At 63.2% G+C, this 26,443-nt stretch carries 21 protein-coding genes, 1 tRNA gene and 1 pseudogene; 16 read left to right on the forward strand and 7 right to left on the reverse strand.

The window, feature by feature from the left end:
- Positions 1 to 20: 20 nt before the first annotated feature.
- Positions 21 to 3,638 carry a type VI secretion system membrane subunit TssM gene (tssM, locus tag AAHK21_RS25915; RefSeq protein ID WP_367858806.1) on the reverse strand — a complete coding sequence of 1,206 codons (3,618 nt, stop codon included), beginning with the start codon at positions 3,636 to 3,638 and terminating at the stop codon, positions 21 to 23.
- Between the two features lie 6 nt (positions 3,639 to 3,644).
- Positions 3,645 to 4,649 (reverse strand): annotated as a pseudogene (gene tssA, locus AAHK21_RS25920) (type VI secretion system protein TssA); the annotation flags it as partial.
- Between the two features lie 364 nt (positions 4,650 to 5,013).
- Here tssA and AAHK21_RS25925 point away from each other — a divergent pair.
- Genes AAHK21_RS25925 through AAHK21_RS25945 form a run of 5 tightly spaced genes read left to right on the forward strand, consistent with a single transcriptional unit; the run spans position 5,014 to position 7,850 of the window.
- A complete protein-coding gene (locus AAHK21_RS25925) occupies positions 5,014 to 5,187 on the forward strand; it encodes a hypothetical protein (RefSeq protein ID WP_367858807.1) in 174 nt (57 codons plus the stop codon).
- A gap of 2 nt (positions 5,188 to 5,189) precedes the next feature.
- Complete coding sequence (locus tag AAHK21_RS25930) at positions 5,190 to 6,083, forward strand: DUF6708 domain-containing protein (protein ID WP_367858808.1); 894 nt, start codon at positions 5,190 to 5,192, stop codon at positions 6,081 to 6,083.
- Positions 6,080 to 6,700 (forward strand): hypothetical protein, encoded by a 621-nt coding sequence (locus tag AAHK21_RS25935; protein ID WP_367858809.1) that lies wholly within the window; start codon positions 6,080 to 6,082, stop codon positions 6,698 to 6,700. Before AAHK21_RS25930 ends, AAHK21_RS25935 begins: the two co-directional genes overlap by 4 nt.
- A 2-nt stretch (positions 6,701 to 6,702) precedes the next feature.
- On the forward strand, positions 6,703 to 7,596 hold the full coding sequence (locus AAHK21_RS25940) for a hypothetical protein (protein WP_367858810.1): 894 nt from the start codon (positions 6,703 to 6,705) through the stop codon (positions 7,594 to 7,596).
- Complete coding sequence (locus AAHK21_RS25945) at positions 7,593 to 7,850, forward strand: PAAR domain-containing protein (RefSeq protein WP_082120393.1); 258 nt, start codon at positions 7,593 to 7,595, stop codon at positions 7,848 to 7,850. Before AAHK21_RS25940 ends, AAHK21_RS25945 begins: the two co-directional genes overlap by 4 nt.
- 101 nt (positions 7,851 to 7,951) lie before the next feature.
- Here AAHK21_RS25945 and AAHK21_RS25950 read toward each other — a convergent pair.
- From AAHK21_RS25950 to AAHK21_RS25970, 5 genes are all read right to left on the reverse strand, one after another.
- A tRNA-Gly gene (locus tag AAHK21_RS25950) sits at positions 7,952 to 8,027 on the reverse strand.
- Positions 8,028 to 8,091: 64 nt separating this feature from the next.
- Positions 8,092 to 8,652 carry a CDP-diacylglycerol--glycerol-3-phosphate 3-phosphatidyltransferase gene (gene pgsA / locus AAHK21_RS25955; protein WP_038706385.1) on the reverse strand — a complete coding sequence of 187 codons (561 nt, stop codon included), beginning with the start codon at positions 8,650 to 8,652 and terminating at the stop codon, positions 8,092 to 8,094.
- A gap of 33 nt (positions 8,653 to 8,685) precedes the next feature.
- Positions 8,686 to 10,509, reverse strand: coding sequence for an excinuclease ABC subunit UvrC (gene uvrC / locus AAHK21_RS25960; protein ID WP_367858811.1), 1,824 nt, complete (start codon positions 10,507 to 10,509; stop codon positions 8,686 to 8,688).
- 9 nt (positions 10,510 to 10,518) lie between these two features.
- Positions 10,519 to 11,157 (reverse strand): UvrY/SirA/GacA family response regulator transcription factor, encoded by a 639-nt coding sequence (gene uvrY / locus AAHK21_RS25965; RefSeq protein WP_023631421.1) that lies wholly within the window; start codon positions 11,155 to 11,157, stop codon positions 10,519 to 10,521.
- A gap of 63 nt (positions 11,158 to 11,220) precedes the next feature.
- Entirely contained in the window at positions 11,221 to 11,610 is a 390-nt protein-coding gene (locus AAHK21_RS25970; protein WP_046855102.1) for a helix-turn-helix domain-containing protein, read from the reverse strand.
- 616 nt (positions 11,611 to 12,226) lie between these two features.
- On the opposite strand from AAHK21_RS25970, the gene AAHK21_RS25975 reads away from it, so the two are divergent.
- From AAHK21_RS25975 to AAHK21_RS26025, 11 genes are all read left to right on the forward strand, one after another.
- The gene (locus AAHK21_RS25975) at positions 12,227 to 13,528 is read left to right on the forward strand and encodes a nucleotide sugar dehydrogenase (protein ID WP_367858812.1); all 1,302 of its coding nucleotides are present in this window, start codon (positions 12,227 to 12,229) and stop codon (positions 13,526 to 13,528) included.
- A gap of 54 nt (positions 13,529 to 13,582) precedes the next feature.
- Positions 13,583 to 15,115: a glycosyltransferase gene (locus AAHK21_RS25980; protein WP_367858813.1), complete on the forward strand. Its 1,533-nt coding sequence runs from the start codon at positions 13,583 to 13,585 to the stop codon at positions 15,113 to 15,115.
- Between the two features lie 16 nt (positions 15,116 to 15,131).
- Positions 15,132 to 16,283 carry a PilZ domain-containing protein gene (locus AAHK21_RS25985; protein ID WP_367858814.1) on the forward strand — a complete coding sequence of 384 codons (1,152 nt, stop codon included), beginning with the start codon at positions 15,132 to 15,134 and terminating at the stop codon, positions 16,281 to 16,283.
- Between the two features lie 9 nt (positions 16,284 to 16,292).
- Positions 16,293 to 17,741: a sel1 repeat family protein gene (locus tag AAHK21_RS25990; RefSeq protein ID WP_367858815.1), complete on the forward strand. Its 1,449-nt coding sequence runs from the start codon at positions 16,293 to 16,295 to the stop codon at positions 17,739 to 17,741.
- Positions 17,738 to 19,183 carry an alginate export family protein gene (locus tag AAHK21_RS25995; RefSeq protein WP_367858816.1) on the forward strand — a complete coding sequence of 482 codons (1,446 nt, stop codon included), beginning with the start codon at positions 17,738 to 17,740 and terminating at the stop codon, positions 19,181 to 19,183. Before AAHK21_RS25990 ends, AAHK21_RS25995 begins: the two co-directional genes overlap by 4 nt.
- Positions 19,184 to 19,195: 12 nt before the next feature.
- Positions 19,196 to 20,623, forward strand: a complete 1,428-nt coding sequence (locus tag AAHK21_RS26000) for an MBOAT family protein (RefSeq protein ID WP_198755763.1) — start codon at positions 19,196 to 19,198, stop codon at positions 20,621 to 20,623.
- A gap of 9 nt (positions 20,624 to 20,632) precedes the next feature.
- Positions 20,633 to 21,727: an alginate O-acetyltransferase gene (locus tag AAHK21_RS26005; RefSeq protein WP_367858817.1), complete on the forward strand. Its 1,095-nt coding sequence runs from the start codon at positions 20,633 to 20,635 to the stop codon at positions 21,725 to 21,727.
- Between the two features lie 18 nt (positions 21,728 to 21,745).
- On the forward strand, positions 21,746 to 22,375 hold the full coding sequence (locus AAHK21_RS26010; RefSeq protein ID WP_046855095.1) for an alginate O-acetyltransferase AlgF: 630 nt from the start codon (positions 21,746 to 21,748) through the stop codon (positions 22,373 to 22,375).
- 26 nt (positions 22,376 to 22,401) lie between these two features.
- Positions 22,402 to 23,796, forward strand: a complete 1,395-nt coding sequence (locus AAHK21_RS26015; protein WP_367858818.1) for an alginate biosynthesis protein AlgX — start codon at positions 22,402 to 22,404, stop codon at positions 23,794 to 23,796.
- A 92-nt stretch (positions 23,797 to 23,888) separates the two neighbouring features.
- The gene (locus AAHK21_RS26020) at positions 23,889 to 24,998 is read left to right on the forward strand and encodes a polysaccharide lyase (protein ID WP_367858819.1); all 1,110 of its coding nucleotides are present in this window, start codon (positions 23,889 to 23,891) and stop codon (positions 24,996 to 24,998) included.
- A gap of 14 nt (positions 24,999 to 25,012) precedes the next feature.
- Complete coding sequence (locus tag AAHK21_RS26025) at positions 25,013 to 26,443, forward strand: right-handed parallel beta-helix repeat-containing protein (protein ID WP_367858820.1); 1,431 nt, start codon at positions 25,013 to 25,015, stop codon at positions 26,441 to 26,443.

Raw genomic sequence — 26,443 nt, forward strand, 5'->3', positions numbered from 1 at the left:
TCTTTTGTATCGCCCACTCCTTACATGACAGGTGCGACCGTCTGTCCGACCAAAGCCTCCCTGGATGGCTGTTGCAGCAACCCGCGCGGCAAGCGGAAGCCTTTGAACGGTCGTTGAGTAATTGGGTTGAAGGCCTTCTCTGCGCTGAGCCGGTAGCGCATTACACCATCACCAGTCCTGAAACTCAGATCCACACTGGTCGCCGTCCGCCCATTGAGCGAACCGCGACTAAGCAGGCGAAACATGGACCATGGCCCTCGGTACTCCAGGCTGCTACTGTTGCCGTTATGCCTGAGCAGCGTCAGGTTGCTACGCACATGTTGCCCAAGCGTATTGGGCCAGATGATGCCGGTGATCTGGCTCGTGCCATGGGTGTAGGAAATCAACTGACCGTCCAGATCCAGCAGGCTGGTGCGCTGGTTCGCACTCAGCCCTAACGGCTCGATACTGAACTGCACACTCAAGTTGCCGCGCTGATCGAAGAACGTTTCGCGAATGCGGTCTGCCACTTCCAACTGCTCGATCACATCGCTGCGGATCAGGGACTGCCCCTGCTGGCCGGTTTGCAGGGCTTCGAGGTTGTCCTTCAGGAACACCTTCAGATACTGCTCATTGAACTGCTTCAGCCGGCCTTTCGGCCCGAAGAACGCCTCGAAGTCATCCAGGGACGCGTCGGGCGCCCTGGCCACGAAGGGGTATCGACCTGCCAGGCGCTGCTGGAAGAAGCTGTACACCTCGGCGTCCCAGCGCCGTTCCAACTCGCGCAGGGCTTCAACGTTCAATACCTGCGCCGTTTGATCAGCCAACTTTCGGACCTGGTGGTTGATCGGCTCAGGCAAGCTGGTGGATACCCGTTGCAAGGTACCGATGGGGTCATGCCCGGTCATCGAGAAACGCTTATGCACGGCCTGCAGTGCAGCCTTGCCTCGGTCCGGGCTATCCTGCACCACCTTGGCGTAGTCGTGCACGGCTGCGATAGCAGCCAGGGTTTCATCGTAGTAGCTAGGCTTTTCTGCCGTTACCTGCAGCATCGCGCTCAGCCCGGAAAAGGCCCTTTGAATAGTCCACGCCTGCTGATGTTCAGGCTTGATACTTGTCAGTGGCACTGTCTTGGCTTCATCTGCCAGCTCAACAACGCCAGTCGATGAGAGCGACGTGTTGTCCCTTACCGTATCGAGCAATCGATGCAACGGCGCAGCAGGCCCCGTCAACTGCTGCAGGATCGCGACACCATGGTCCAGGTCACGGAAATCAGCCACGCTGAAAGCGTTGAGGGCACGGCGCCAACTGTCAATGTAATCGGCGCTGTATAAGTTGCGCAGCCGTTCGCTCAGCGCCTCCCTGTCGGCATCCGAATAATCGAGCTGGCTACGCTCGCCCAGCGCCCATTGGTCAATCATCGCCAAATCGGCGAAGCGCTGACTGCGTGGCTCGAAGTACTCCTTGAAACCTTTGGCAGTGAGCATCGGTGCTAACAGCACATAATTACCCTTCCTGGCGCCCATGGACGGCTGATACACCACGTCGAAGGCAGGCCCAACCTGATGACGCAAGTCCAGCCCGGCGTGCAACTGCTCCCCGGCCTGTTGTTTCAGGCCGGCATAAACCCGCTCGGGTAGCGGCACCTTGCGCAGCGCTGCCTGCGCCACGGCGACCCGTTGGCTGTACTGCGGCAGGTCGGTATCGGCGTAGGCCAAGGCGTACTTAAGGTGCCGCATGAGGTCGCGCTGCAGTTGCCCCTGGCCAGGGAATTTCTGCTGCCATTGTCGGGCCATCCACTCCTCAACCCATTCAGTGCGGCGGTTCTGACGGTCTTCCAGCATGCGGTAAACCCTGAGGGCAGCCATTTGCTGCTCACTGCCTGGCGGCGCCGCATCCATGGCATCGATCACACCACTGGCCAAGGCCGGCAGGAACCGCTTGGAGAGCAAGCTGAGATATGCCTCATCGACACGCGGGCCTATAGCGCGCCCCTGATACAGGCCAAAATCGGAAACACCCGGCCATGCAGCGCGGTAGTCGCCAAAAATCGATACCGCATCGCGAATCTGGTCCAACGGCTCCAGCAGATTGCGTCCGGTAGGATCCAGACGCTGGTCCACCTCGTGATGGCTGTACTCCCTGCTTTTGGCAAGCACGTTGGCGGCTTTGTCGCCATTGATGTCGAAAAAGCGCTGCCAGCCGGCGATGGCGACACAAAAAGCCAGCATGCCGATCCCTGAGCCCACCCACAGGAGTTGGCGCTTGCTGCGTGCCACCTTGATGTTATCCCCAGCAAGTCCGGCTTCCTTATAGATGACGCGCCCGAACGCATGCTGGATGAAGTACGGCAGCGCCTTGGTTTGCGCCTTGCCCTCGAGCAGAGGGAGCTTCGTTTTGTAGGGCTGCGCGGCCTCGCGCACGAACGCATTGAACATGTCACCTTGCTGGATGACCGAGGACCAGTACACTCCGCGTACCAAGGCTGGCGTGGTGTAGCGATCACTGGCCAGCGCTTCCTTCAGGAACTCCAGCAGTATTGGGCGCAAGCCGATCAGTTGGGCATGCAATGAGAACAGGCGCGCGCGCTGCGGAGCACTGTCCAGCGCATCGAGCCGATCCACCACCTGCTCGAACAGCTGGCCGATCAACTGTTCATAGTGATCGCCATACTCCTCCAGCCAAGCGTCGAACGTGCCGATCGCGTCCAGCTTGAACGTGAAACCGAGCATTTTTTCCCGCATGGAGACGGAGAGCCCGGCATAGAGCTGGTCGAACCCGTCCAACAGGTCGAACTTGGTCAGCACCACATACAGCGGCAGCCGCGAACCCAATTGACTACTGACCTCGTACAGACGGGTGCGCAACACATGCGCCAAGGCAATGCGCTGCTCGGGTGTGCCATGCAATAACGCGGGTAAGTCGACTACCAGCAATATGCCATTTAGGGCTCTCTGGCTGCGGCTGCGCAACAACCAGTCCAGCAGGTGCTGCCACAGCCTGGCCGAGGTTGCGGGCGGCACTTGCTGTGTGGCTGATTCGTCGACGGGCGAGCCTGCCAGCGACTCCTGCCTGATGAATGCCCCTGGCGGGTCGATGATCACCGCATCATTGCTGACCCACCAACCTATCGGAAAGGCCAGCGCTTGGACCTGCCTGCCCCGAGCCTGTGCCTTGTCGATGCGGGTCAGGGAAAAGCATTGTTCTGTGCGATCGATGAAGCTGGTCTTGCCCGCATGCTGGTCGCCTATCACCAAGTACCAGGGCAATCGATACAACGCACGTCGCCCGCCTGCACCATCGAGAAATCGCGAAAGTCCTTGGTCCAAGGCTTTCTCTTGCGCCTGAACCAGCGGCAATACGCTGTCCAGCTCAGCGGCCACCGCCTGCTTGCGCTCAGTCTGCAGACGAACGTATCGCCTGCGCAGCACTACTAGCCAACACAACATCGGCACCAGCACGAGCACCAGGCTGGCCAAGCTGCGATGCGCCATGCTGGCCAGCGGGTGCTGTTCACGCCACGTCCACTGCGGTCCGAGCCACCAGATGGCGACCAGCATCAGCACGGTACCCAGCACAAGCAGCAGCGGCATGGCCACGCCGATCCGAGTCATCAGGGGCAAGCCCCAACGTTTCAATAGCTTCCATAGTTGATTCATGGGGGCCTAGTCCTTGTTCTGATCAGCCAACACATGAGCAGAGGCATACTGTTGCAGTCGTTGAAACACCTCTGGCTCCCAAACGGCGGCCGTGGTGTGCTGCATGGTCCGTGCGACGCTGGCGCAAAGGTCCTGAGCCAGCCAGGACACGCCTCGCGCTGCCAAGAAATCGGCCGCAATGACGGTGGTATGGCAGCGCTCACGCGGAGCACGAAGGTCCGCCTGCAAGGCCTGCAACTTGAGCAAAACCGGCTCTACCCCACCTGCGTCCAACTGACCGGCCAACTCTTCGCGCAGGCCTGCGAACTCGTGGGCAGATTTGGCTTGCATTTGCCCAGCTGCGCCTCTGAGCCAAACCATGCTTTGATCGTCCACGAACGACCTGCCGTCGCTGAAACACAACTGCTGGAGCGCGGGCATGCGTTGGACGAATCGGGCAGTCGCTGCGCGGATTGCCTCAGCTACCTCCCCCATCGCCAGCCGTGTCGCCGCACTGGCCGCGAGGAAACTGCCGCGCACCCAAAAGGGGCAAGCCGTCACGCTCTTTTCGATCCGCTGAAGCAACGCCGCGTCGATCGCGGTGCCAGCAATCGCCTCTTCATAGTCGCTGGCGATATCCAGCGGCACCGCCATCAGTTCCGTGCGATTGCCTTGCTTGATTTGAGGCGCTGCCTGGATATGGGCCCACAGGCCGAATCGACGTAGCTGGTAGCCCGTCGGGTCGTAGGGGTCTTGTTGATTGATCATCTCGGCCATGGCCAGCACGGCCCGTCGTGATTCGCGCTCGTTGCCTAACGACACACGAGGCATTGGGGTGGCAATGACCTCGGCCAGCGGTGCAGACCTGGCTGCCGCCGACGACTTCGCCGCAGCAGGCTCGCCAGCACCGCTCGCCTGCTCCGCCTGCTTGCGCAGCAGTCGATCTACATCATTCAGAAAGGCACCATCCAACTGAGCAACGGCTTGCTGCTGTTGCAGTCGCTGCAATGCCTCTTGAGCTACGGCCGCATGGGCAGCACGCAGCATCTTTGGCAATCGCATCAACGATGGAGAGGCCCGTTCTGAAATTATCCTGGACCATGAAAAGAAACTTCCGAGATTCTCCTCACTGCACGCAGAAATCAAAGCTTGGCACAACGAGCACTACGGACCAAAGCTCATATCAGCCGAGCAGGCCCTATCATTTGGTGTAACCAATGTGGACACCAAGTGGCATCATAACAACCATTGGGCACCGCCAAACTGGACCGCTATCACGCATAACGAAGTAGTCACGCCTCAACCAAGCGCTGAGTTCACAGTTCTTTTACCGGGCTTCGCAATAGGAACAAGCGAGTGGTCAGGAAGTTCGAGCAGCCTTCGTAACGATGGAGGAATGGACGTATTTCCGATCACTCCCGCCGCCTACGTTGTGGGCGCCGGCTTGATTCTGCATTTCAAGCACACGCTGCCCCACCAAAACCACGTCTCACTGCATCTCGCCTACAGCGCCAATCAAGGGCTGGACGAAGGCACTGAGATTCATTCGAACTTCCGTCTCGAGCGCTGATCATGGCAACTATATGGCTATTTAACTCAACCTCATGCTCAGGGTACGAACCCGCCATTGGTGGACAGCTATTAAACGTATCCAAAAACTCTTTATGCCTACGCAACCCATGGGTAACAGACTCTGTATTCATGGGAAAACTTTACTGCGCAATGATTATTGGATTAATGATCGGCTTCTACCCATTTCTATTTTCTAGCGTCAGCTGGAAGGATTTTTTACTTGAGCCCATACTAATGACTGGAATGGTGCTTATGCCTTTCACCTTCCTACCATTTCTATTTTACCGAATATGGTTCATCAAAGGCTTATCAAGCGTTTGCTTCAACCGCTCAACAAAAAAAATCTACTACCAACGTTTTAAGAAGGTATTCGTCTTCGAGTGGCACAATACTGGAGGTGGTCTTTTCAGGCGCACAGAGTTTGGTGGATCATCTTTCACCACCTCCTATGCACTCGCATTCGCACCCCGTCGAAAAGACGGCAGCCTCCATCAAAAAGATTGCCTCTGGGTAGACAGCAACGAACCCACCGAATCCGGCATCAAGCACGTCGCCGAAGTCTGGGAGTACCTCCGCCAGTTCATGAACCACGGCCCGGCCAAACTCCCACCTCCCGGCGAACCCAACTGGTGGTACCGACCGCTTCATGCCATCTGCCTGACCCCGGCAGAAGCCTGGCGCCACTACGCCCCCTGGCGAACCGGCGAGCCCGGAGAAATGCAGGGCAAGAAGAACTGGCAACTGCCGTTCTGGGCCGTGTTGTTCCCCTACAACCTCGGCCTTGCCCTCTGCTGGTACGGCGTATGCCGCCTCTTCAATGTCCGGGCTGCACCGCCTCCACCAGAGGCCTTCGAGCAAGCCCCAGTACGCTCAACCAAAAGGCAGCGTAAATGACCGACGGCTCTGCCAACAGCGCCACCTTCGGCCCGTCCTGCAGCTCACGCGTACCCATCCTGCCCCCTATTGAGTTCTGGGCAGCAAGGAGCATTTTCGGCAATCGTAAAAACGATGGAGAGGTGCATACCGAAATCGTTCTGGATCATGAAAAAAAACTTCCTACATTCCCTTCTCTGCAAGACGAACTTAAAGCCTGGCATGATGTGCATTACGGACCAAGGCTAATATCCGCAGAAGAAGCGCGATCCTTTGGCATGACCGGGGTCGACAGTGGCTGGCATGAAAATAATTATTGGGCACCAGCGAACTGGACCGCTATCACCTATAACGAAGTCACCACCACACAACCCACCGTGGAATTCACAGTATTTCTACCGGGTTTCATCGTAGGCACAAGCGAATGGTCAGCTAGCTTGAGCAGCCTTCGAGAAGACGGAGAAATGGTCGTCTTTCCACTTGCTGCTGTTTGCTACGTCATAGGTGCCGGCTTAATTCTGAATTTCAAGAACACGATAAACAATCAAAATCATGCCTCACTGCATTTAGCCTATAGCTCCAATCAAGGTTTGAATGAAGGAAATGAGGTTAATTCAATTTTTCGTCTCGAGCGTTGATCATGGCAGTTAGATGGATATTTAGCATAAACTCAAAATCCGGAAATGAAGCCGCAATTACTGGGCAACTAGTAAATTTACACAATAACACATTATGCTTACGGAACCCCTGGGTAACAGACTCCGTATTTATGGGGAAAATCTATACTGCACTAATCCTCGGAGGAATGATTGTTGTCTACCCAGAGCTACTATCAATTAAGTTATTAAACATCGACACTTCCGATCTTGCCTTCATAGCCATGATGACAATTTCACCCTTAATTTTTCTCCCCTTTCTGCTTTACCGAATCTATTTTATAAGGAACCTCTCTGGATTCTACTTCAACTGCTCAACCAATAAAATTTACTATCAGCGCGGCAAAAAACTCATAACTTTTAATTGGAAGAACTTATACGGAGGCGTATTCGAACGCACTGAATTCGGCGGCTCATCCTTCAGCACCAGTTATGCACTCGCCTTCGCCCCACCTCGGGAGGATGGCAGCCTGCACCAAAAAGATTGCCTATGGGTCGACAGCAACGAACCCACAGAATCCGGCATCAAGCACGTCGCCGAAGTCTGGGAATACCTTCGCCAGTTCATGAACCACGGCCCGGCCAAACTCCCTCCTCCCGGCGAACCCAACTGGTGGCACCGGCCGCTTCATGCCATCTGCCTGACCCCGGCGGAAGCCTGGCGCCATTACGCTCCCTGGCGAACCGGCGAGCCCGGAGAAATGCAGGGCAAGAAAAACTGGCAACTGCCGTTCTGGGCTGTGTTGTTCCCCTACAACCTCGGCCTTGCCATCGGCTGGTACGCCGTGTGTCGCCTGTTCAATGTCCGGGCAGCACCGCCTCCGCCAGAAGCCTTCGAGCAAGCCCCTGTTCAACCAAAAAAAGGAAACCGCAAATGAAACCCATCGTACTCGTAGGCCATCGTCATAGTTGCCCTATCCATGGCGAAGGCACCGTAGAAACAGGCGCAAGCGCAGCATTCGTGGATGGCAGGGCAATAGCACGCGTCGGCGACCGAATCAGTTGTGGCGCTATCATCGAAACCGGTGCTGGCAGCACGATCATCGAGGGACAACCGGCGGCAAGGGAGGGAGACACCACCAGCCATGGCGGAACCTTGGTCGAGGGTGACCCGGGTTGGCTGATTGATTGACAGCAAAGCCGGCAGATGGCTTTGACAAGAACGAAAAAAGACGCCGAGGCGTCTTTTTTCGAGAGCTCAAAGAATTTTATAGAATTCTTTGAGCCAATATTTGGAGCGGGAAACGAGACTCGAACTCGCGACCCCGACCTTGGCAAGGTCGTGCTCTACCAACTGAGCTATTCCCGCGTCGTGATGGGTGCCATTCTAGCGATTTACAGAACGGCGTCAACCCCTTGATTCAAAAAAACTTTTACTTCTGCTCCGAACCTTCGCGCAGGTGCGGCCAGGCGGCCACCAGGTAGTGCACCATCGACACCAGGGTCAGCCCCGCCGCCACCAGCAGCAAGCCGTAGCCCAGCACCACCCAGAAGGTCAGCAGCGGCGGGTTGGCCAGCAGGATCACCAGCGCCAGCATCTGCGCGGCGGTCTTCCACTTGCCCAGGTTCGACACTGCCACATGGGCGCGAGCGCCGAGTTCGGCCATCCACTCGCGCAGCGCCGAGACCACGATCTCGCGACCGATGATCACCGCCGCCGGCAGCGTCAGCCAGAAGTTGGCATGCACCTGCACCAGCAGCACCAGGGCCACGGCGACCATCAGCTTGTCGGCCACCGGGTCGAGGAAGGCGCCGAACGGGGTGCTCTGCTGCAGCCGACGCGCCAGGTAGCCGTCGAGCCAGTCGGTGGCGGCGGCGATGGCGAACACCGTGCTGGCGGCCATGTAGCTCCAGTGATAGGGCACATAGAACAGCAGGATGAAGATCGGGATGAGCAGGACGCGTAGAACGGTGAGCAGGTTTGGAATATTCATCGGTACGACTGGCTGCGAGTTGAACCCGGCATTCTACTCGCTATGCAGGCTGGCATAAATCGACTCGGCAAGCTTTTTACTGATGCCGGGGGCCTTGGCGATCTCGTCGACACTGGCGCGGTTGAGCTCCTGCAGGCCGCCGAAATGTTTCAGCAAGTCGCGACGGCGCTTGGGCCCGACCCCGGCGACGTCCTCCAGGCTCGAGGTGCGCCTGGCCTTGCCGCGCCGGGCGCGGTGGCCGGTGATGGCGAAGCGGTGGGCTTCGTCGCGGATCTGCTGGATCAGGTGCAGGGCCGGCGAGTCGCCCTTGAGGGTGAACTCGTGGGCCACGTCGTTCAGGTAGAGGGTCTCGAAACCGGCCTTGCGGGTCACGCCCTTGGCCACGCCGAGCAGGGTGAGATCGGTAAGGCCGAGCTCCTGCATCACCTCGCGGGCCATGTTCAGCTGGCCCTTGCCGCCGTCCACCAGCAGCACGTCGGGCAGCTTGCCCTCGCCGTCCTTGATCCGCCCGTAACGGCGCATCAGCGCCTGGTGCATGGCGGCGTAGTCATCGCCGGCAGTCACGCCTTCGATGTTGAAGCGGCGGTAGTCGGATTTGAGCGGGCCTTCCGGGCCGAACACCACGCAGCTGGCCACGGTGGCCTCACCGCTGGAGTGGCTGATGTCGTAGCACTCCAGGCGCTGCGGCACTTCGTCCAGGCCCAGTACCTGGGCCAGCGCCTCGAAGCGGGCGGCCATGTGCTGGCGGTTGGCCAGGCGGGCGTTGAGGGCCTGCTCGGCGTTGGTCACCGCCAGTTGCTGCCAGCGCGCCCGCGTGCCGCGCACACGGTGGCTGATGCTCAGCTCGCGGCCGCGCAGGGTCTGCACCGCCTCGCTGATGGCGGCGAAGTCGTCATGCACCACGTTGACGATCAGCTCGCCCGGCAGCTCGCGCTCGGCGTTGCCGAGGTAGTACTGGGAAAGGAACGCGGCCATGACCTCGGCCACCTCCTCCTCGATGCCCACCTGGGGAAAGAAGTTCTTGCTGCCCAGCACCCGGCCGCCACGCACGCTGATCAGGTGCACGCAGGCGCCGCCCGGGTTGACGAAAGCCGCCACCACGTCGACATCACCGGAGCCGCCTTCCATATACTGCTGGTCCTGGACGCGGCGCAACAGGGCGATCTGGTCGCGCAGCTCGGCGGCCTTCTCGAAATTCAGGGCCATGGCGGCCTTTTCCATCTCGGCGTTGAGCTCGTTGCCCAACTGCTGGCTGCGACCCTCGAGGAACATCACCGAGTGACGCACGTCCTCGGCGTATTCCTCGGGCGTCACCAGGCCCACGCACGGCCCCTTGCAGCGTTTGATCTGGTACTGCAGGCACGGGCGGGTGCGGTTGGCGTAGTAGCTGTCTTCGCACTGGCGCACCGAGAACGCCTTTTGCAGCAAGCTCAGGCTCTCGCGGATGGCACCTGCGCTGGGGTACGGGCCAAAGTAGCGGCCCTTGGCTTTCTTCGCGCCGCGATGGATACCCAGACGTGGGAATTCCCCGTCAGACAGGAATACGTACGGGTAGGACTTATCGTCACGCAGCAGGATGTTGTAGGGCGGGCGCCATTCCTTGATCAGCGTCTGCTCGAGCAGCAGCGCCTCGGTTTCGTTGGCGGTGATGGTGGTCTCGACCTGGGCGATACGCCCCACCAGGGCAGCCGTCTTCGGCGCAAGACCGGTCTTGCGAAAATAGCTGGCCAGGCGCTTCTTGAGGTTCTTGGCCTTGCCCACGTACAGCAGGCGGGCCTCGCCGTCGAACATCCGGTAAACGCCCGGGCGACCGCTGCAGGTCGCCAGGAACGCACTTGCATCAAAAGGTTGGGACATGAGGTGTGCTTAAAGACTTGCGTCGACCATACCGTGACGGACGGCCAGCAAGGTCAGTTCGACGTCGCTGGTGACCGAGAGTTTTTCGAAGATTCGATAACGGTAAGTATTGACGGTCTTGGGCGACAGACACAACTTGTCAGAGATGATCTGCACCTTCTGGCAGCCGACGATCATCAGCGCAATCTGGATTTCCCGCTCGGACAGCGCATCGAACGGCGACCCCTGGGGCTGGAACGACTTGAGCGCCAACTGCTGGGCGATCTGCGGGCTGATGTAGCGCTGGCCGGCGAAGGCCAGGCGGATGGCCTGGACCATCTCATCGAGCCCGGCGCCCTTGGTCAGGTAGCCTGCGGCCCCCGCCTGCAACAGGCGGGTGGGAAACGGATCTTCCTCGCACACGGTCACCGCGACCACCTTGGTGTCCGGGTGACTGCGCAACAGTTTGCGCGTGGCCTCCAGGCCGCCGATCCCTGGCATCTTCACATCCATCAGCACCACGTCCGGCTTGAGCTCGCGGGCCAGTTTGAGGGCGGACTCGCCAGAGTCCGCCTCCCCCACCACCTGCAGCCCGTCGATGTCGGCCAGCATGCGTGTGATGCCGGTACGCACCAGATCGTGATCGTCGACCACCAGGACCCTAATCAAGCAGACACCTCGTCAGTGGGGCGATTGGATCCCGCCACCTTAACAAAATTTTTCACAACGAACCTAGCGCAAAGCGTCATGGAAATATGCCTGCCGGTCAGGCCGGCGCATGCGCAACCCTTCATGGCCACCTTCTTCACCCGCGAGGCGGTTGAGCAGGTGCCACACCGCAGCCTGGTCGGCCGACGGCAGGCGGCGAAAGGCGCCTAGCAGGCGGTTCTCATCCGAGGTCAGGCTGTCCAGGGGCGCTGGGGTGTGCACGCCACTGAGCACATACAGCGCATCCACGCCGCGGCTTGCGACCGCCGCGAGATAGTCCATGCGCGGCGTGCGTTCGCCGCTCTCGTATTTGCCCTGGGCGTTGGGCTCGACACCGCCGATATCGCCAAAAATGCGCTGGGTCAGGCCCAGGCGTTCGCGCTCTTCTCTGAGTCGCGGACCAAATCCGTTCATCTGCTTGCCTCCTTTGCATGAATGGAAGACGGGTGCATCCCGCACCCGAGTGAATGTCTGCACAATCGTCCGGCACTATGCCAATTGGATCCAATCGTTGCAAGCCATCATTGCGCCACGCCCTGGATCAGGGGGGACAGAAGACATGCCACCACAGTGGGTTCAGCACTGCCGTCTGCAGGCTTTGCATCGCCCGCGCAAGGGTTTGCCGGCGATGGCGGACAACACGAAAGAACCTGAATGACATTAATCGGCCAGCAGAAAAACGTGCGGGACACGCCACTGCAAGAATCACGGAAAACCACCGTTTTGACGCCATTATGTCGACACCAATTAGATAATCATTTTTTTGACGCCCAACTTACATCAAACTTTAACTCATTGTTTTTAAAGGATTTTTTAACTAACAAAACAAACTTTAAGAAAATTCCAAACAAACTAACCAACAACGCTTGCCGCACTATCAGAAAACTCCTTAGGATGTAAAAAGACCACCACGAAACAGCCTGCACCGCTACCTATCTAGCGCGGCTTGATCCTGCGCGTCTGGCATTTGCATAACTTCTTGAACTGAGTATCTCGGCCGGCCTTGCGCCGCGCCTGGGGAGAGGGATCTATGAACATCAGTATCTTCGGACTTGGCTATGTGGGGGCGGTCTGCGCCGGTTGCCTGTCGGCGCGTGGGCATCAGGTGCTGGGGGTGGACGTCGCCCAGGCGAAGATCGACATGATCAACCAGGGCCGCTCGCCCATCGTCGAGCCGGGCCTGGAGCAACTGCTGCTCGACGGCGTGCGTCAGGGGCGCCTGCGCGGCACCACCGATGTGCAGGCGGCGATCCTCGCCACCGAGCTGTCGCTGCTGTGCGTCGGCACCCCGAGCAAGGCCAATGGCGACCTCGACCTGGTGTACATGGAGGCGGTGTGCCGCGAGATCGGCGCGGCCCTGCGCGACAAGGCCAGCCGTCACACCGTGGTGGTGCGCAGCACGGTACTGCCGGGCACGGTGAAGAACGTGGTCATCCCGCTGCTCGAGCAGGCCTCGGGCAAGCAGGCCGGGCGCGACTTTGGCGTGGCGGTCAACCCGGAGTTCCTGCGCGAGAGCACGGCGATCCAGGACTACGACTTCCCGGCCATGACCGTGATCGGCGAACTCGACAGTCGTTCCGGCGACCTGCTCGCCTCGCTGTACCAGGGCCTGGACGCGCCGGTGATCCGCAAGTCGATCGAGGTCGCCGAACTGATCAAGTACACCTGCAACGTCTGGCACGCCACCAAGGTCAGCTTCGCCAACGAGATCGGCAACATCGCCAAGGCCTCGGGGGTCGATGGCCGCGAAGTGATGGACGTGGTCTGCCAGGACTACAAGCTCAACCTGTCGCGCTACTACCTGCGCCCAGGCTTCGCCTTTGGCGGTTCATGCCTGCCCAAGGACGTGCGCGCCCTCACCTACCGCGCCAGCCAGTTGGACGTGGCGCATCCGCTGCTCGGCTCGATCATGGCCAGCAACCGCAGCCAGGTGCAGACCGCCTTCGACCTGGTGACCCAGGCCGGCAAGCGCCGCATCGCCCTGCTGGGCCTGGCCTTCAAGGCCAACAGCGACGACCTGCGCGAGAGCCCGTTGGTGACCCTGGCCGAGCAGTTGATCGGGAAAGGTTACGAGCTGCGTATCTTCGACGCCAACGTCGAGCATGCACGGCAGTTCGGCGCCAACCGCCAGTACATCGAGCAACAGATCCCTCATGTCAGCGCCCTGCTGCGCAGCGACCTGCAACAGGTGATCGATGAAGCAGAGGTGATCGTGGTGGGCAACAACGACGAACGCTTCGTGCAGGCGCTCGACGCCGGCAAGCAGGTGATCGACCTGGTCGGCTTCATGGCCGGCGGCAGCAACGCCCAACACCACGGCATCTGCTGGTAAGGCACGCCGATGCCCGCCCCTGCGGCGGGCCCCGACCCAAGGAGCTACAGCGCCATGGAACGACAACGACAGCGGCCTCTCGCGGCCCCGGGCTATCTGCGCGCAGCGGCCACCTTCTGTGCCTGGGCAATGCTCGCCGGGCTCATCGCGCTGGCCGCGCAGATGGTCGCGCCACAGTACCTGGACCCAGGCCATCACCAGTTCATCTTCATCATCGGCACCCTGGGCATGTGGCGCTACGGCAATGCCATCGTCCACTACCTGCGCGGCATGTACTTCCTGCACTGGCGCTTCCCACGCCTGCGCCGACAGGTCGAGCGCCTGGGCGACGCGGCATTGCCAGCGCACATGTTCATGGTGGTGACCAGCTTTCGCATCCCCACCCACACCACCTTCAAGGTGTACCAGTCGGTATTCCAGGAGGTGCAACGACTCAAGGTGCCGTGCACGGTGATCGCCTCGATCGTCGAGAAAGGTGACGAGCAGTTCATCAAGGACATCATGCGTGACGAGGTGCAGGGCCGCGACGATATTCGCCTGGTCATCATCCGCGCCCGCGGCACCGGCAAGCGCGATGGCCTGGCCCACGCCTTCCGTGCCCTGTCGCGGCAGATGCCGCTGGAAGATGCGGTGGTCGGCGTGGTCGACGGCGACACCATGATGCTGCCCGGCTGCGTCGAGCGGGCAGTCAAGCTGTTCGCCGTGCTGCCCGACGTCGGAGGCCTGACCACCAACGAGTTCTGCGAGGTCGAGGGCAGCCGCTGGATGCGCCAATGGCACTCGATGCGTTTCGTCCAGCGGCACATCAACATGTGCTCGATGGCCCTGTCGCATCGGGTGCTGACCCTGACCGGGCGGCTGTCGTTCTTCCGCGCCGGGGTGATGACCGACCCGGCGTTCATCCGCGACGTCGAGGCGGACTTCCTCGAGCACTGGCGCCTGGGCCGCTTCCAGTTCCTCACCGGCGACGACAAGTCCAGCTGGCTGAGCCTGATGCGCGCCGGCTGGGACACCTTCTACGTGCCCGACAGCCACACCCTGACCGTCGAGCACCCACCCAGCGACAGCTTCTGGGTCGCCACCCGCCAGCTGATGTTCCGCTGGTACGGCAACTCGCTGCGGCAGAACTTCCGCGCCACCGCCCTGCTCGGCCGCGCGCGCCTGGGGCTGTTCACCCTGTACGTGCTGCTCGACCAGCGGGTGTCGATGTGGACCTGCCTGATGGGCCTGACCGCTTCGGTGGTGGCCGGCCTGGTGTTCGGCATCCAGTACTTGCTGGTGTACCTGTTCTGGGTGCTGATCTCGCGCAGCCTGGTGACCGTGCTGTTCATCTTCGCCGGGCACCCGGTCAGCCCGATGTACCCCTTCGTTCTCTATTACAACCAGATCGTCGGCTCGCTGATGAAGGTCTACGCGATGTTCCACATGGACCAGCAACGCTGGACGCGGCAGAAGACCACCCTGGCCACCGGCAGCGTCGACTTCGATGCCAGCCTCAACCGCTGGTCCTCGAAGGCGATGCTGTGCTCCTCGATCGCCATCTTCTTCGGGGTCATCACCGTGCTTCTAGAACTCACGCAACGTTAAGGAAAGGCGCCTGCACATGAGTACTTCCAATACCCCCGCGGCCCCGGCCAACATCGTCCACGAAGCCATCGACGAGCGTCAGTACGTGCGCACCCGCATGAACGCCCGGGTACGCCTGACCGGCGCCGGGCGCGAGCCGCTCGAGGCGGACCTGGCCGACATCTCGCTGGGCGGCATCGGCCTGCTGCACGAAGCGCCGTTGACCATCGGCGCGCTGTACGACGCCTCGATCCAGCTGCGCCTGAACCAGGTCGACCTGGCGATCGAAGGCAAGGTGCGCATCGTCTCCCAGCGCGGCAAGGAGGTCGGCGCGCAGTTCGTCGACCTCGACGCGCAGAAGCGCGACATCCTGCGCTACCTGATCGGCGCCTACCTGTCGGGCGAGGTTGCCGACATCAACGGCCTGTTCAACGTGATGCAGCGGGAAAACTACATCAAGGCGCGCAAGCACCAGCAAGCCCACGCGCGCACGCCGGGCGAGCGCCTCAAGGCCATCGCCGGCACCGCGCTGTACACCGCTGCCGGCCTGGCCGCGCTGGGTTTCGTCGGCTACAAGGGCTACCTGCTGTTCTTCCGCATCCCGGCACTGCAGGCCACGGTGGCGAGCAACGCCCAGGTCATCAGCATGCCGGACAACGGCTACGTGAAGTACCTGCTGCCGGCCGACGCCACCGAGGTGCGTGCCGGCCAACCACTGGCGAACATCTCCACCCAGCTGGCCACCAGTTTCACCAGCCCGGCGGACATGAAGGCCCTGGCCGACCTTGCCCCGGGCGACCTGCAGGCATTATTGGGCCGCGCCAGCGTCGAGACGGTGATCAACAGCCCGTGCGACTGCCAGGTCTGGTACCCGTCGCAACCGCTGGACGGCTACGGCTACAAGGCCGCGCCGATGATGCACCTGCTGCCCAAGGGCGAGGCCATGTTCGTGCGCGCCAACGTGCCGTTCGACAAGCTCGCCGATGTCAGCCGCGTGCGCTCGGTGGACATGCAAGTGTTCGGTCTCGACCAGCACTTCAGCGGCAAGGTGGTGGACGCCCGCTCCGACGAGCTGAACCACAACCTGGCGCTGACCATCCAGCCGGACAGCCCGCTGCCAGCAGCGGCCTACCAGAAGGCCGTGGCGGTCGACCTGTACCTGGGCCTGCCGTTCGGCAGCGGCAACTGAGGGCAGCTCATGAACGCCAAGAACGCCCCGCGCCTGTTGCTGGCCGGCTTCGGCCTGGTCTGCGCCGGCAGCGGCTGGGCCGGGCAGAGCCTGGAGCAGATCCGCTACGCGCTGTACAAGGACCCGGGCGCCGACGTCACGAGCGACCTGCGCGCCCTCGCCGAGCGTGGCGACCTGGCCTCCAAGCAATTGCTTGGCGATGTGCTGGCCAACAGCGACAGTGCCAACCGCCAGGACATCGTGAGCCTGTACCAGGAGGCCTTCGCCGACGGCCACGGCCAGATCCCGGCGCTGGCCTCGCTGGCGCGCCTGCTCGACCGCACGCCGCGCCTGCAGCGCAGTCACGAAGCATGGGTGCGCCAGGCCCTGGCGCGCTACCCCAACGACCGTGACCCGCGCAGCACCAGCACCAGCCTGGAGGTGTTCCTGGTCTATCCGCAGCTGTTCCCCGGCGAGCGCGCCGCCGAACTGCTGGCGCTGTACGAACAGAGCTGCCTGCTCAACTGCCGCCCTGAGCTGTATCGCGCCGTGGTCGCCGAGCGCCAGGGCGACCGCGCCGCAGCCGAGCGCTGGTACCAGCAGGCGGCACGCATCGACCCACGCGGCATCGAGCGCTACTACCGCTTCCTCGGCGAGCGCCAGGACCCGGCCTTCCTCGCCTTCGCCCGCAGCCTGGAGCCGGAGATGGCCAGCCTGCCGGTGGAGGTCGTGCAGCGCATCGGCGCGCTGCTGGACAGCATCCATGGCACCACCCGCGCCGAACTGGACGCCGAACGCGAGCAGCGCCAGAGCCGCGCCATGGGCGCCAAGGTCGTGCCGACGGCCGAGCAACTGGCCCGCGACAAGGCCGACGACCAGTTGCGCGTCGACGGCATCGCCGAAGCCCAGCGCTGGCTGGACAACGCCGTCGCCCGTGGCTACCTGCCGGCGCTGGTGGCCAAGGCCAACTTCATGATCTCCAATCCCACCGAGCACAACGCCGAGCAGGCCCAGGCACTGATCACCCAGGTAAGGGCCAAGGACCCGACCCGCGCCAAGGCATTGGATGCCCAGTTCTACATGGTCAATAACTGGCTGACCCTGGACCCGTACAAGGCCCATGCACTGATCGACGAGCTGATCGCCGCCCACTACCCGGACGCCCGCCTGCTGCTGGGTGACCTGTACAGCAAAGGCGGCCTCGACCAGCCCGACCAGGAGCGTGCCCTGGCCATCTGGCGGCAACAGGCCGAGCAAGGCTCGACCGCCGCCTGGTACCGCATGGCCACCGTGCACCTGCGCGGCCGGGCCATCTGCCACGACCCGGTCAAGGCCTATACCTACGCCCGCATCGCCCTCGACCTCGGCGAGACCCGCGCCCGTGGCCTGATCAAACGGCTGGACAAGACCTTGCCCAAGGATGACATCGAGCGCGCCCTGGCCGTGCGCAACGATCTGTTGAAGGAGCCCACCCTGTGAAAGCGCACCCACCCCTGCTCGGCGCCCTGCTCGCCCTGGCGCCGCTGACGGTGCTGGCAGCCGAGGAAGTCACCGGCCCCGAGGCCGACAGCAGCGCGCCGATACGCGTCGCGACCGTTGACGGCAGCGAGCCGGTGATCACCTCGGAGTTCTTCAACAAGCTCACCCTGCAGACCGGCTACGGGCCGCAGGACTCCCAGGTCGGCCGCGACCGCGAGAGTTTCTACAGCCTGCGCTACGAGCCGTCGTTCGCCTGGTACTCGCCGGAAAAACGCTGGGCCAGGTGGATGGTCTATGGCCGCTTGTGGCTGAACTACGACTCCAGCCAGTCGAGCAACCTGGCCAACGAGTCGACCAACAACAATGCCCGCGAACAACCCGAGGGCTGGTACGCCGAACTGCGCGAGCTGTACGTCAAGCGCAACCTGATCGGCGACGACCCGCGCTTCTCACTGTCGTTCGGCCGCCAACGTTTCGCCGACGACTACGGCATCTGGTGGGACGACAGCCTGGAGTCTGTGCGCTTCGACTATCAGGACACCTTCTCCGACGCTTTCATCGCGCTCGGGCAGAAATTCCACAACTACAACACCGACGTCAATTCGCTGGCCGCGAGCGAAGAGCGCACGCTGTACCTGATGGGCCAGTACGCCTATCGCTGGAGCCCGAACAACCAGGTCGGCGTGCGCCTGATGCAGGAGAACGACCGCAGCGACCACGATGTCGAGGATCGCTACGACTTCAAGGGCTGGCGCTACGGACTGTTCTTCAAGGGCGACAACCTGCCCCTGGCCACCGACTACCACCTGGAACTGGCGGCCCTGGACGGCAAGATGGACAACACCGCCGGCAACGGCGTCACCAGCACCGGCCACGCCAGCAAAGGCTGGGCGGCGCTGGGCGAGGTCGGCAAGCGCTTCGAGACGCTGCCCTGGACCCCGCGCCTGGCGTTGCGCGGCGGCCTGACCGACAAGCCGGACGACGACAACGACGGCTTCCGGCTCAACCCGATCCAGTCCGACCGCATCACCCGCCAGGGCTCGTACAGCACGCGCCTGACCAGTGCGTTCGTCGCCCTCGACCTGCGCAACCTGAGTTACTACGGCTTCGCCCTGGAGACCCGCCCCACCGCGCGCAGCGCCCTGGACCTGCGGGTGACCCAGCTCAACCTGCGCGACGAGGGCGGCGCACTGCCGATCCGCATGGCCGCCGATGCCCGCGCCCGACGCCAGAGCGAACTGAACGCCGGGCTGCACGGCAAGGGCGACAACGTCGGGCAGATGATCGACCTCAACTACTACTGGAAGATGTTCCCGGTAGCCCTCGACGGCAAGCGCCTGGACGTCAACACCCTGGTCAGCGCCAGCTACCTCAACGCAGGCAGCGCGCTGGACAGCGGTGACGACTACCAGCTGAGTGTCGGCGTGGTGATCAGCTACTAAGGACGGGCCAGCATGATCTTCGCCTCCAACGTATTCCTGTTCCTCTACCTGCCGCTGTTCCTGGCTATCTACTACCTGGCCCGGCCGCGGTGGCGCTCGCTGGTGATCGTTGCCGCCAGCTACGTGTTCTACGCCTGGTGGCGCCCGGACTTCCTGCTGCTGTTCGTCGCCATCACCGCCTGGAACTACGCGTTCGGCCTGGGCATCAAGGCACGCCTGGACGCCGCGGACAAACCTTGGGCCCTGCGCCTGCTGTGGTTGGGCGTGGCCGGCAACCTGGCGACGCTGGGCTACTTCAAGTACGCCAACTTCGGCGCCGAGATGCTGGCCCTGCTGCTGGCGCCGCTGGGCATCGACACCTGGACCTTGGAGAACATCTTCCTGCCGCTGGGCATCTCGTTCTATGTGTTCCATGCGCTGAGCTACATCGTCGACATCTACCGCAAGGACGCGACGCCCACGCGCAGCTTCATCGACTTCGCCGCCTTCGTCGCGCTGTTCCCGCACCTGGTGGCGGGGCCGATCCTGCGCTACAGCCAGCTGGCCCCGCAGTTGCGCCAGCGCAGCCACTCGCTGGAGCTGTTCTCGCTGGGCGTGTGCCGGTTCATGCTCGGTTTCATCATGAAGGTGCTGATTGCCGACCGCCTGGCGCCGATCAACGTGCTGTTCATCGGCGAAGGCAGCCTGCAGTTCAGCGATGCCTGGTTCGGCCTGGTGGTGTCGACCCTGCAGCTGTACTTCGACTTCGCCGGCTACAGCCACATGGCCCTGGGCCTGGCGCTGATGATGGGCTTTCGCTTCCCGGAAAACTTCAACCAGCCTTATGTGTCGCAAAGCATCACCGAGTTCTGGTCGCGCTGGCACATGACCCTGGCGCATTTCCTGCGCGACTACGTCTACATGCCCCTGGTGCGCAAGCGCGTGGCCGGCGCCCTGCCGGCGCTGGTGTGGACCATGCTGCTGTCGGGCCTGTGGCACGGGGCGAGCTTCGCCTTCATCTGCTGGGGGCTGTTCTTCGGCATCGGCATGGTGCTGGAGCGCAAGTTCGGCCTGGCCACCAAGGTCAGCACGCCGTACCGCCTGGGCCGCAACCTGCGCACCGCGCTGCTGATCATCCTGAGCATGCCGCTGTTCTTCACCATGGACCTGCGCCACAGCCTCGACATCTACCGGGCGCTGCTGGGCCTGAACGGCTTCGGCTCGCTGGAGCTGTACGTGCTCGGCGCCTCGAAGATGGCCATGGCCTTCGCCCTGGTGGCAGTCGCCTGGCTGATCCTGGCCGGGATCAACAACGTGCGCTTCTACGCCGGCAACCAGGACGGCTACTTCATGCGTCATGTCGGGGTGCTGCACAGCCTGCTGCTGTGGGCGGGCTTCCTGCTGGCGCTGAGCAGCCTGGCGGCCAGTTCGTTTTCGCCGTTCCTGTATTTCCAGTTCTAGGAGAGTGCCGTGTACCCGGTGATGAAGACGGCCAGCAAGGCCAACGGTGTGATCTTCGCCCTGGCGTTGGCGGCGATGTTCGTCTACTCGCTGCCGCCAGTGCTGAGCTTCGCCCGCGCCCAGACCGACAGCTGGAACCTGTTCGTCGACGGCAAGCTGTTGCGCAAGTTCGAGCAGGTCTACGACAAGCGCTTCTTCCTGCGCGAACCCTCCGTTCAACTGTGGGCCGACGCACGCTTCCAGCTGTTCGGCGAGGGCACACAGGGCGTGGTGCTGGGCAAGGACGGCTGGCTCTACACCAGCCAGGAATACCGCGTGCCCAACGACCTGGACGCCAACCTGGCGAGCCAGCTGGCGCAGATCGCCAAGGTCGGGCAGCAACTGGCCGAGCATGGCAAGCACCTGGTGCTGCTGCCCTTGCCGATGAAGCTGGATATCTATGCCACCCATGCCGAGCGCGCCTTCGACCCACGGGTGGCCAGCCTCTATGACCGCTTCGTCGCCGACCTGCAACTGCGCCGCCTGGATGTGGTGCCGCTGCGCGACGCCTACCTGCGCAACCTGGCAGGTCCGCGCCTGTTCCTCAAGTCCGACACCCACTGGAGCCCGGACGGCGCGCGGCTGTCGGCCTATGAACTGGCACGCCAGCGCCCGCGCCTGCTCGGTGACCAGGTGTATGTCTCGCACAAGGCCGGCGACAAGACGGTCAAGGGCGACCTGATGAACTACCTGCAGTTCGACCATGCCCGCCTGGCGCCACAGTTCGGCGCCAATCCGATCGAACTGTACGAAACCCTCAAGGCCGCCCAGAGCAGTGACGAGCTGTTCGCCGAGCAGACGCAGAGCCTGCTGCTGGTGGGCACCAGCTACAGCAAGATCGACGATTGGAACTTCGTCGGTTTCCTCAAGGAAGCGCTCAACCGTGACCTGTTGTCCGTCGCCGTAGAGGCCCGTGGGCCGTTCGAGGCGATGAACCAGTTCCTCGCCAGCGACCAGTTGCACAACCCGCAGATCGACACCGTGATCTGGGAGTTTCCCCTGCGCACCCTGCTTGCCCATCGCCCCGGCGCGCTTGCCCGTGACGCCCAGCCCGCGCATTTCTGACGCCCCAAGGAGAACCTGATGAAGCTTTCGCCCCTGTTCACCGCCCTGGCCCTGACCGCCGCCAGCCACACCGCCCTGGCCGCCGAAGGCAATGCCGACCTGTACGACGCCGTGGCCCCGGCCGACTCGGCCTTCGTGCGCGTGCTCAACCTGTCCGACAGCAGCATCGATGTGGCCCTCAGCGGCAAGCTCAATGCGCAGAAGGTCGCCCCGGGGCAGCTCAGCGGCTACCGCTTCGTGCCGGCCGGGGTACACCGGATCGGCATCGGCGCCACGGCCATCGAGCCGACCCTGGCGGCCAACGCTGCCAGCACCGTGGTGTACGACGGCAAGCAGCTGCAAGTGATCGCCGACCAGTACGTCAATGAGCCGAAGAAGGCCCAGGTGGCCTTCTACAACCTGACCCCGGCCCAGGCCACGCTGCGCACCGCCGACGGCAAGCACGAGGTGGTCAAGGCCCTGACCAAGGGCCAGACCGGCGCGCGCATGGTCAACGAAATCAAGATCGACTTCGCCGCCTATGTCGGCGGTCAGGAAGTGGCCAGCTTCGACGAGTTGTTTCTCAAGAAAGGCCGCTCCTACAGCTACGTGCTGCTGCCAGGCAATCGCAGCCTGAGCCTGGCCAACAGCATCGACCCGACCGAGTGACACACCGCCGCAAGGATGACTGGCCCATGAACACCTTCCTCCCCCTTGGCCTGGCGGCCACCCTGGCGCTGATGGCCCTGCCCGGCCAGGCCGCCGAGCCCGCCCGGCCCGGCTGCGAGAACCTGCAGTGCATGGTCTGCCCGGCCCTGGCCGAACCGCAGCACTATGCCGAAGGGCGCATGAAGCTGATGCGCCAGATCGTCCCCGGCAAGGAGCGCTGGCTGTTCCGCTCGATGGTCGACCTGACCAACGACTTCGGCATTCCCGCGCCCATGCGCCCGGAGTTCGCCCGGCTGATGGACGCGTTCCACCGCCAGGGTATCCAGGTGGCCATGGCGGTCCAGCCGACCCGCGGCCTGATGCACCGCGACAAGCTCTACGCCGACCAGTTGCATGGCTTCGACTTCGAACGCGCCAGCCGCAACCTCGACACCTACCTGGGGCAGCTGCGCCAGGGCGGCGCGGTGGTGGCGCCGATGATGCAACTGGTGCGCCAGCCACCTCAGGGCGAATACTTCTTCCGCCGCGACCACCACTGGACCCCGGCCGGCGCCGAGGCCACGGCCAGGTTGATGGCCGAGGAGATCCGCCGCCAGCCGTTCTACAGTGGCTTGAGCAAGAAACGCTACAGCACCGAGCCCGGCGTGATGGTACCCAAGGACGGCACGCTGAACCTGGCCCTGAGCTACATCTGCGGCAACAACTACGGGTTCCAGTACGTACGCGGCTACCAGACCGTGCCAGTGGCCGATAGCAGCGATGCGCTGTTCGACGAAGCGCCCGACCCCGAGGTAATCCTGGTCGGCGACAGCAATGCCGCGGCCCGCGAGGACGAGAGCAAGCAGTTCAACTTCGACGGCTACCTGAAACAGTACCTGCAGGCGGATGTGCTCAACTACGCACTGCCCGGCGTGGGCGAGGACGGCTCGCTCCTGGAATATCTGCTGTCCGCCGACTACAAGCCCGAGGCGCCGCCCAAGCTGATCGTCTGGGAACTGCCGGCCAACTACCGCCTGGACTCGCCGTTGATGTATCGCCAGTTGGTGCCGGCGATACACGGCGGCTGCAAGGCTTCCAGGGAGCTACTGGGCACGAAACTGCAGCGGCCGGCACTGCAGGTCGGCGAGCGCATCGAACTGCTGAGCAATGCCGGCAGTGCCCGGCAGGCGGTGTCCAAGGGCTTTCTCGACATCCGCCTGAGCGACAGGAACGTCAAGGACTTCTACATCATCGTCTATTACGACAACGGCGCCCGCGACAAGGTGTGGTTCCGTCGCGAGGCGGCGGTTGGTGGCGGCCAGTACTACCTGGAGCTGAGCCGGGCGCCCGAGTTCGCCGGCGCCAACCTGCTCTCGGTATTCCTCGAGCCAACCAAGGCCGGCACCGCCGCCACTGATGTGGAGACGCGCCTGTGTCTGTGAAATCGATAATAGGGGCTGCTGCGCAGCCCATCGCCGGCAAGCCGGCTCCCACAGGGGAATGCGCGACACTTGTGGGAGCCGGCTTGCCGGCGATGGGCCGCAAAGCGGCCCCAGGGTTGCTCCTGCTACTTGCAATCGCCCTGCTGCCCCTCCCCACCCACGCCGCGCAAACCATCTGGCCCGCTCGCGCCACCGCGCAGTCGGCCCTGATCGCCGACTACCAGAGCCTGACCTGCAGCAAGCAACCGCCACCACCCTATACCGGCAGCCTGCACCTGCAGAGCAAGTACGATCAACGCGACGCCAGCAAGTCGACCTTGCGCGCCGCGCCCGACGCCGACAGCGAGCGCATTGCCCGGCAGGTCAAACAGTTCATCGCAGGCGTGATCCAGGCCGGCAAGCGCTTCCAGAAGGCGAAGAAGCCCCAGGAGGCCAACATGGCCCTGGCCTGCCAGGAGCAGTGGCTGGAGCATTGGGCGCAAGCCGGTGCCCTGCTCGATCCGGATGCCAGCAACACCGGCATGGCGGCGCGCAAGTGGGCGCTGGCGGCCATGGCCGGCGCGGTGCTGCTGACCCAGGCGGCCGCCGACGGCAAGGTCCGCCTCACCCCCGTGCAACACCATTGGTTCAGCCAGCTTGGCGAACAGGTGATCCGCGAGTACGACCCGCGCCGCCAGTCCACCACCGTGTACTTCAACAACCACGACTACTGGGCCGCCTGGGCGGTGGCCGCCGCCGGCATGCTGGTGGGCCGCGACGATTTCATCCGCTGGGCCGACGGCAACCTGCGCCGGGGCCTGGCCCAGGCCGTGCGCAGGGGCGACCAGGCCTACCTGCCGCTGGAGGTGGCGCGCAGCAGGCTGGCTGCCAACTACAGCCAGTACGCCCTGGTGCCGCTGGTGCTGTTGAGCGAATCGGCGCGCGCCAATGGCCTGGCCTGGAGCGACGACGACCAGCGCATCCTCGACCAACTGGCCAGTTTCGCCGCCCGCAGCGTGCTCGCCCCGGACACCCTGCCCGAGCTCAAGGGGCAGCGCCAGGCTGAAGTCGCGCCGTACAAGCTGGCCTGGCTGATCCCGTTCCTCGCCCGCCGGCCCGGGCACGCCCTCGCCCGCCAGCTGTACGACAGCGAGGACGGCGAGGTGGACAACTACAGCCAGATCGGTGGCCTGCTCAAGCCGGCCTACCCCACCCTGCCTTGATCAAGGACGTTCCCATGGCACCGTTCAGCCGCTTTTCCCTCTCCTGCCTGGCCGCCCTGCTGCTAGCGACGACCGCCCAGGCCGCGCCGGTGATGGACACCCTGCCCCAGGCGCAGCACCAGCAACAGCTGGACCAGCTGCGTCGCCAGGTCCGCCAGGCCGTAAGCTTCGAACAGGCCCGTCGAGCGCCTCCCGCAGGCCGCGCCAGCGTGAGCCTGCAACCGATGTTCTCGTCCCAGGCCGGCAGCTGGCCGTTCGAGCCGTTCGTCAACAATGGCCTGTTCCGCGCCATCGCCGGTTACCAGGCACACCACCCGCAGGCCGTGGTACTGCGTGGTGGCAGCATCACCCTGGCGCAACTGCATGACGCGCTGCGCGATCCGCGGGTACTCAGGCCCTACAAGGATGGCTACCTGCTCAGCTACCCGCTGATGATCGGCGCAGATGCCGGGCTGCTGCTCGAGGGCGCCCATCTCTACCTGTACAGTTTTTCCGGCACCGCGCTGATCAACCAGGGCTGGTTGGGGCTGGAGCGTTCGACACTGGAAAGCGTGGCCGGCGACAAACCGGGCAACACCGATCGCGCCTGGCGCCCCTTCGTGGTGGCCTGGGCCGGCAGCCACACCCAGGTGATCGGCTCGACGCTCCGACGCCTGGGCTACAACGCCAACCTGTCCCGGGGCCTGAGCACCGCGCTGAGTACCCAGCAACCCGCTGGTGCGCGCCCCGCCACGCTGCTGATCGAAAGCAGTCAGTTCAGCGAATTGTCCAGCGCGGTGGAGCTGCAACACAGCCAGGCGACCATCGCCGGCAGCCGCTTCGAAGGCTCGCAGCAATACGCCATCGATGCCCGCGACAGCCAGTTGCACCTGCATGACAACCAGGTGCGGGGCATCGACAACAACAGCGGCGTGCGCCTGCGCGGCCAGACCCGGGCGCTGGTCGAAAATAACCTGATCCTTGGCGCCGCCAAGGCCGCCATCGAAATCAGCGACCAGCGCGGCGCCGTGTGGCTGGCGGGCAACCGTATCGGCGACAGCCGGGGCAACGGCATCCAGCTGCGCAACCTGGCGCCCACGCCCGAGGCGCCGCTGCTGATCGACGACAACCTGCTGGCCAGCAGCCAGGGCAGCGCGGTGGACGCCAGCGAGGTGGCGGCCCTGGCCCTGGTCGGCAATCGCATCGGCAACACCCCGGAGTACGCCGTCAGCCTGCGCAATGCCACGCCCCTGCCGGGCCCGCTGCTGCTCAGCGGCAATCGCCTGGGACAGGTGGGCAAGGCGGTGGTGCGGGTCGAGGGACTGCGGGAGGTCGAGTTGGGGAACAATGCCTTCGACGGCAAGGCACTGCTGCAGAACCTGCTGGCCGGTGACCTGCTGGCGCTGCAGGGGCAAGTGCTGGAGGCGACGCTGGTCCAGGGGCGGATGGTGCGGCTGCGTCAGTAG

This window comes from Pseudomonas sp. TE50-2 (assembly GCF_040813665.1).
Lineage (GTDB): Bacteria > Pseudomonadota > Gammaproteobacteria > Pseudomonadales > Pseudomonadaceae > Aquipseudomonas > Aquipseudomonas soli.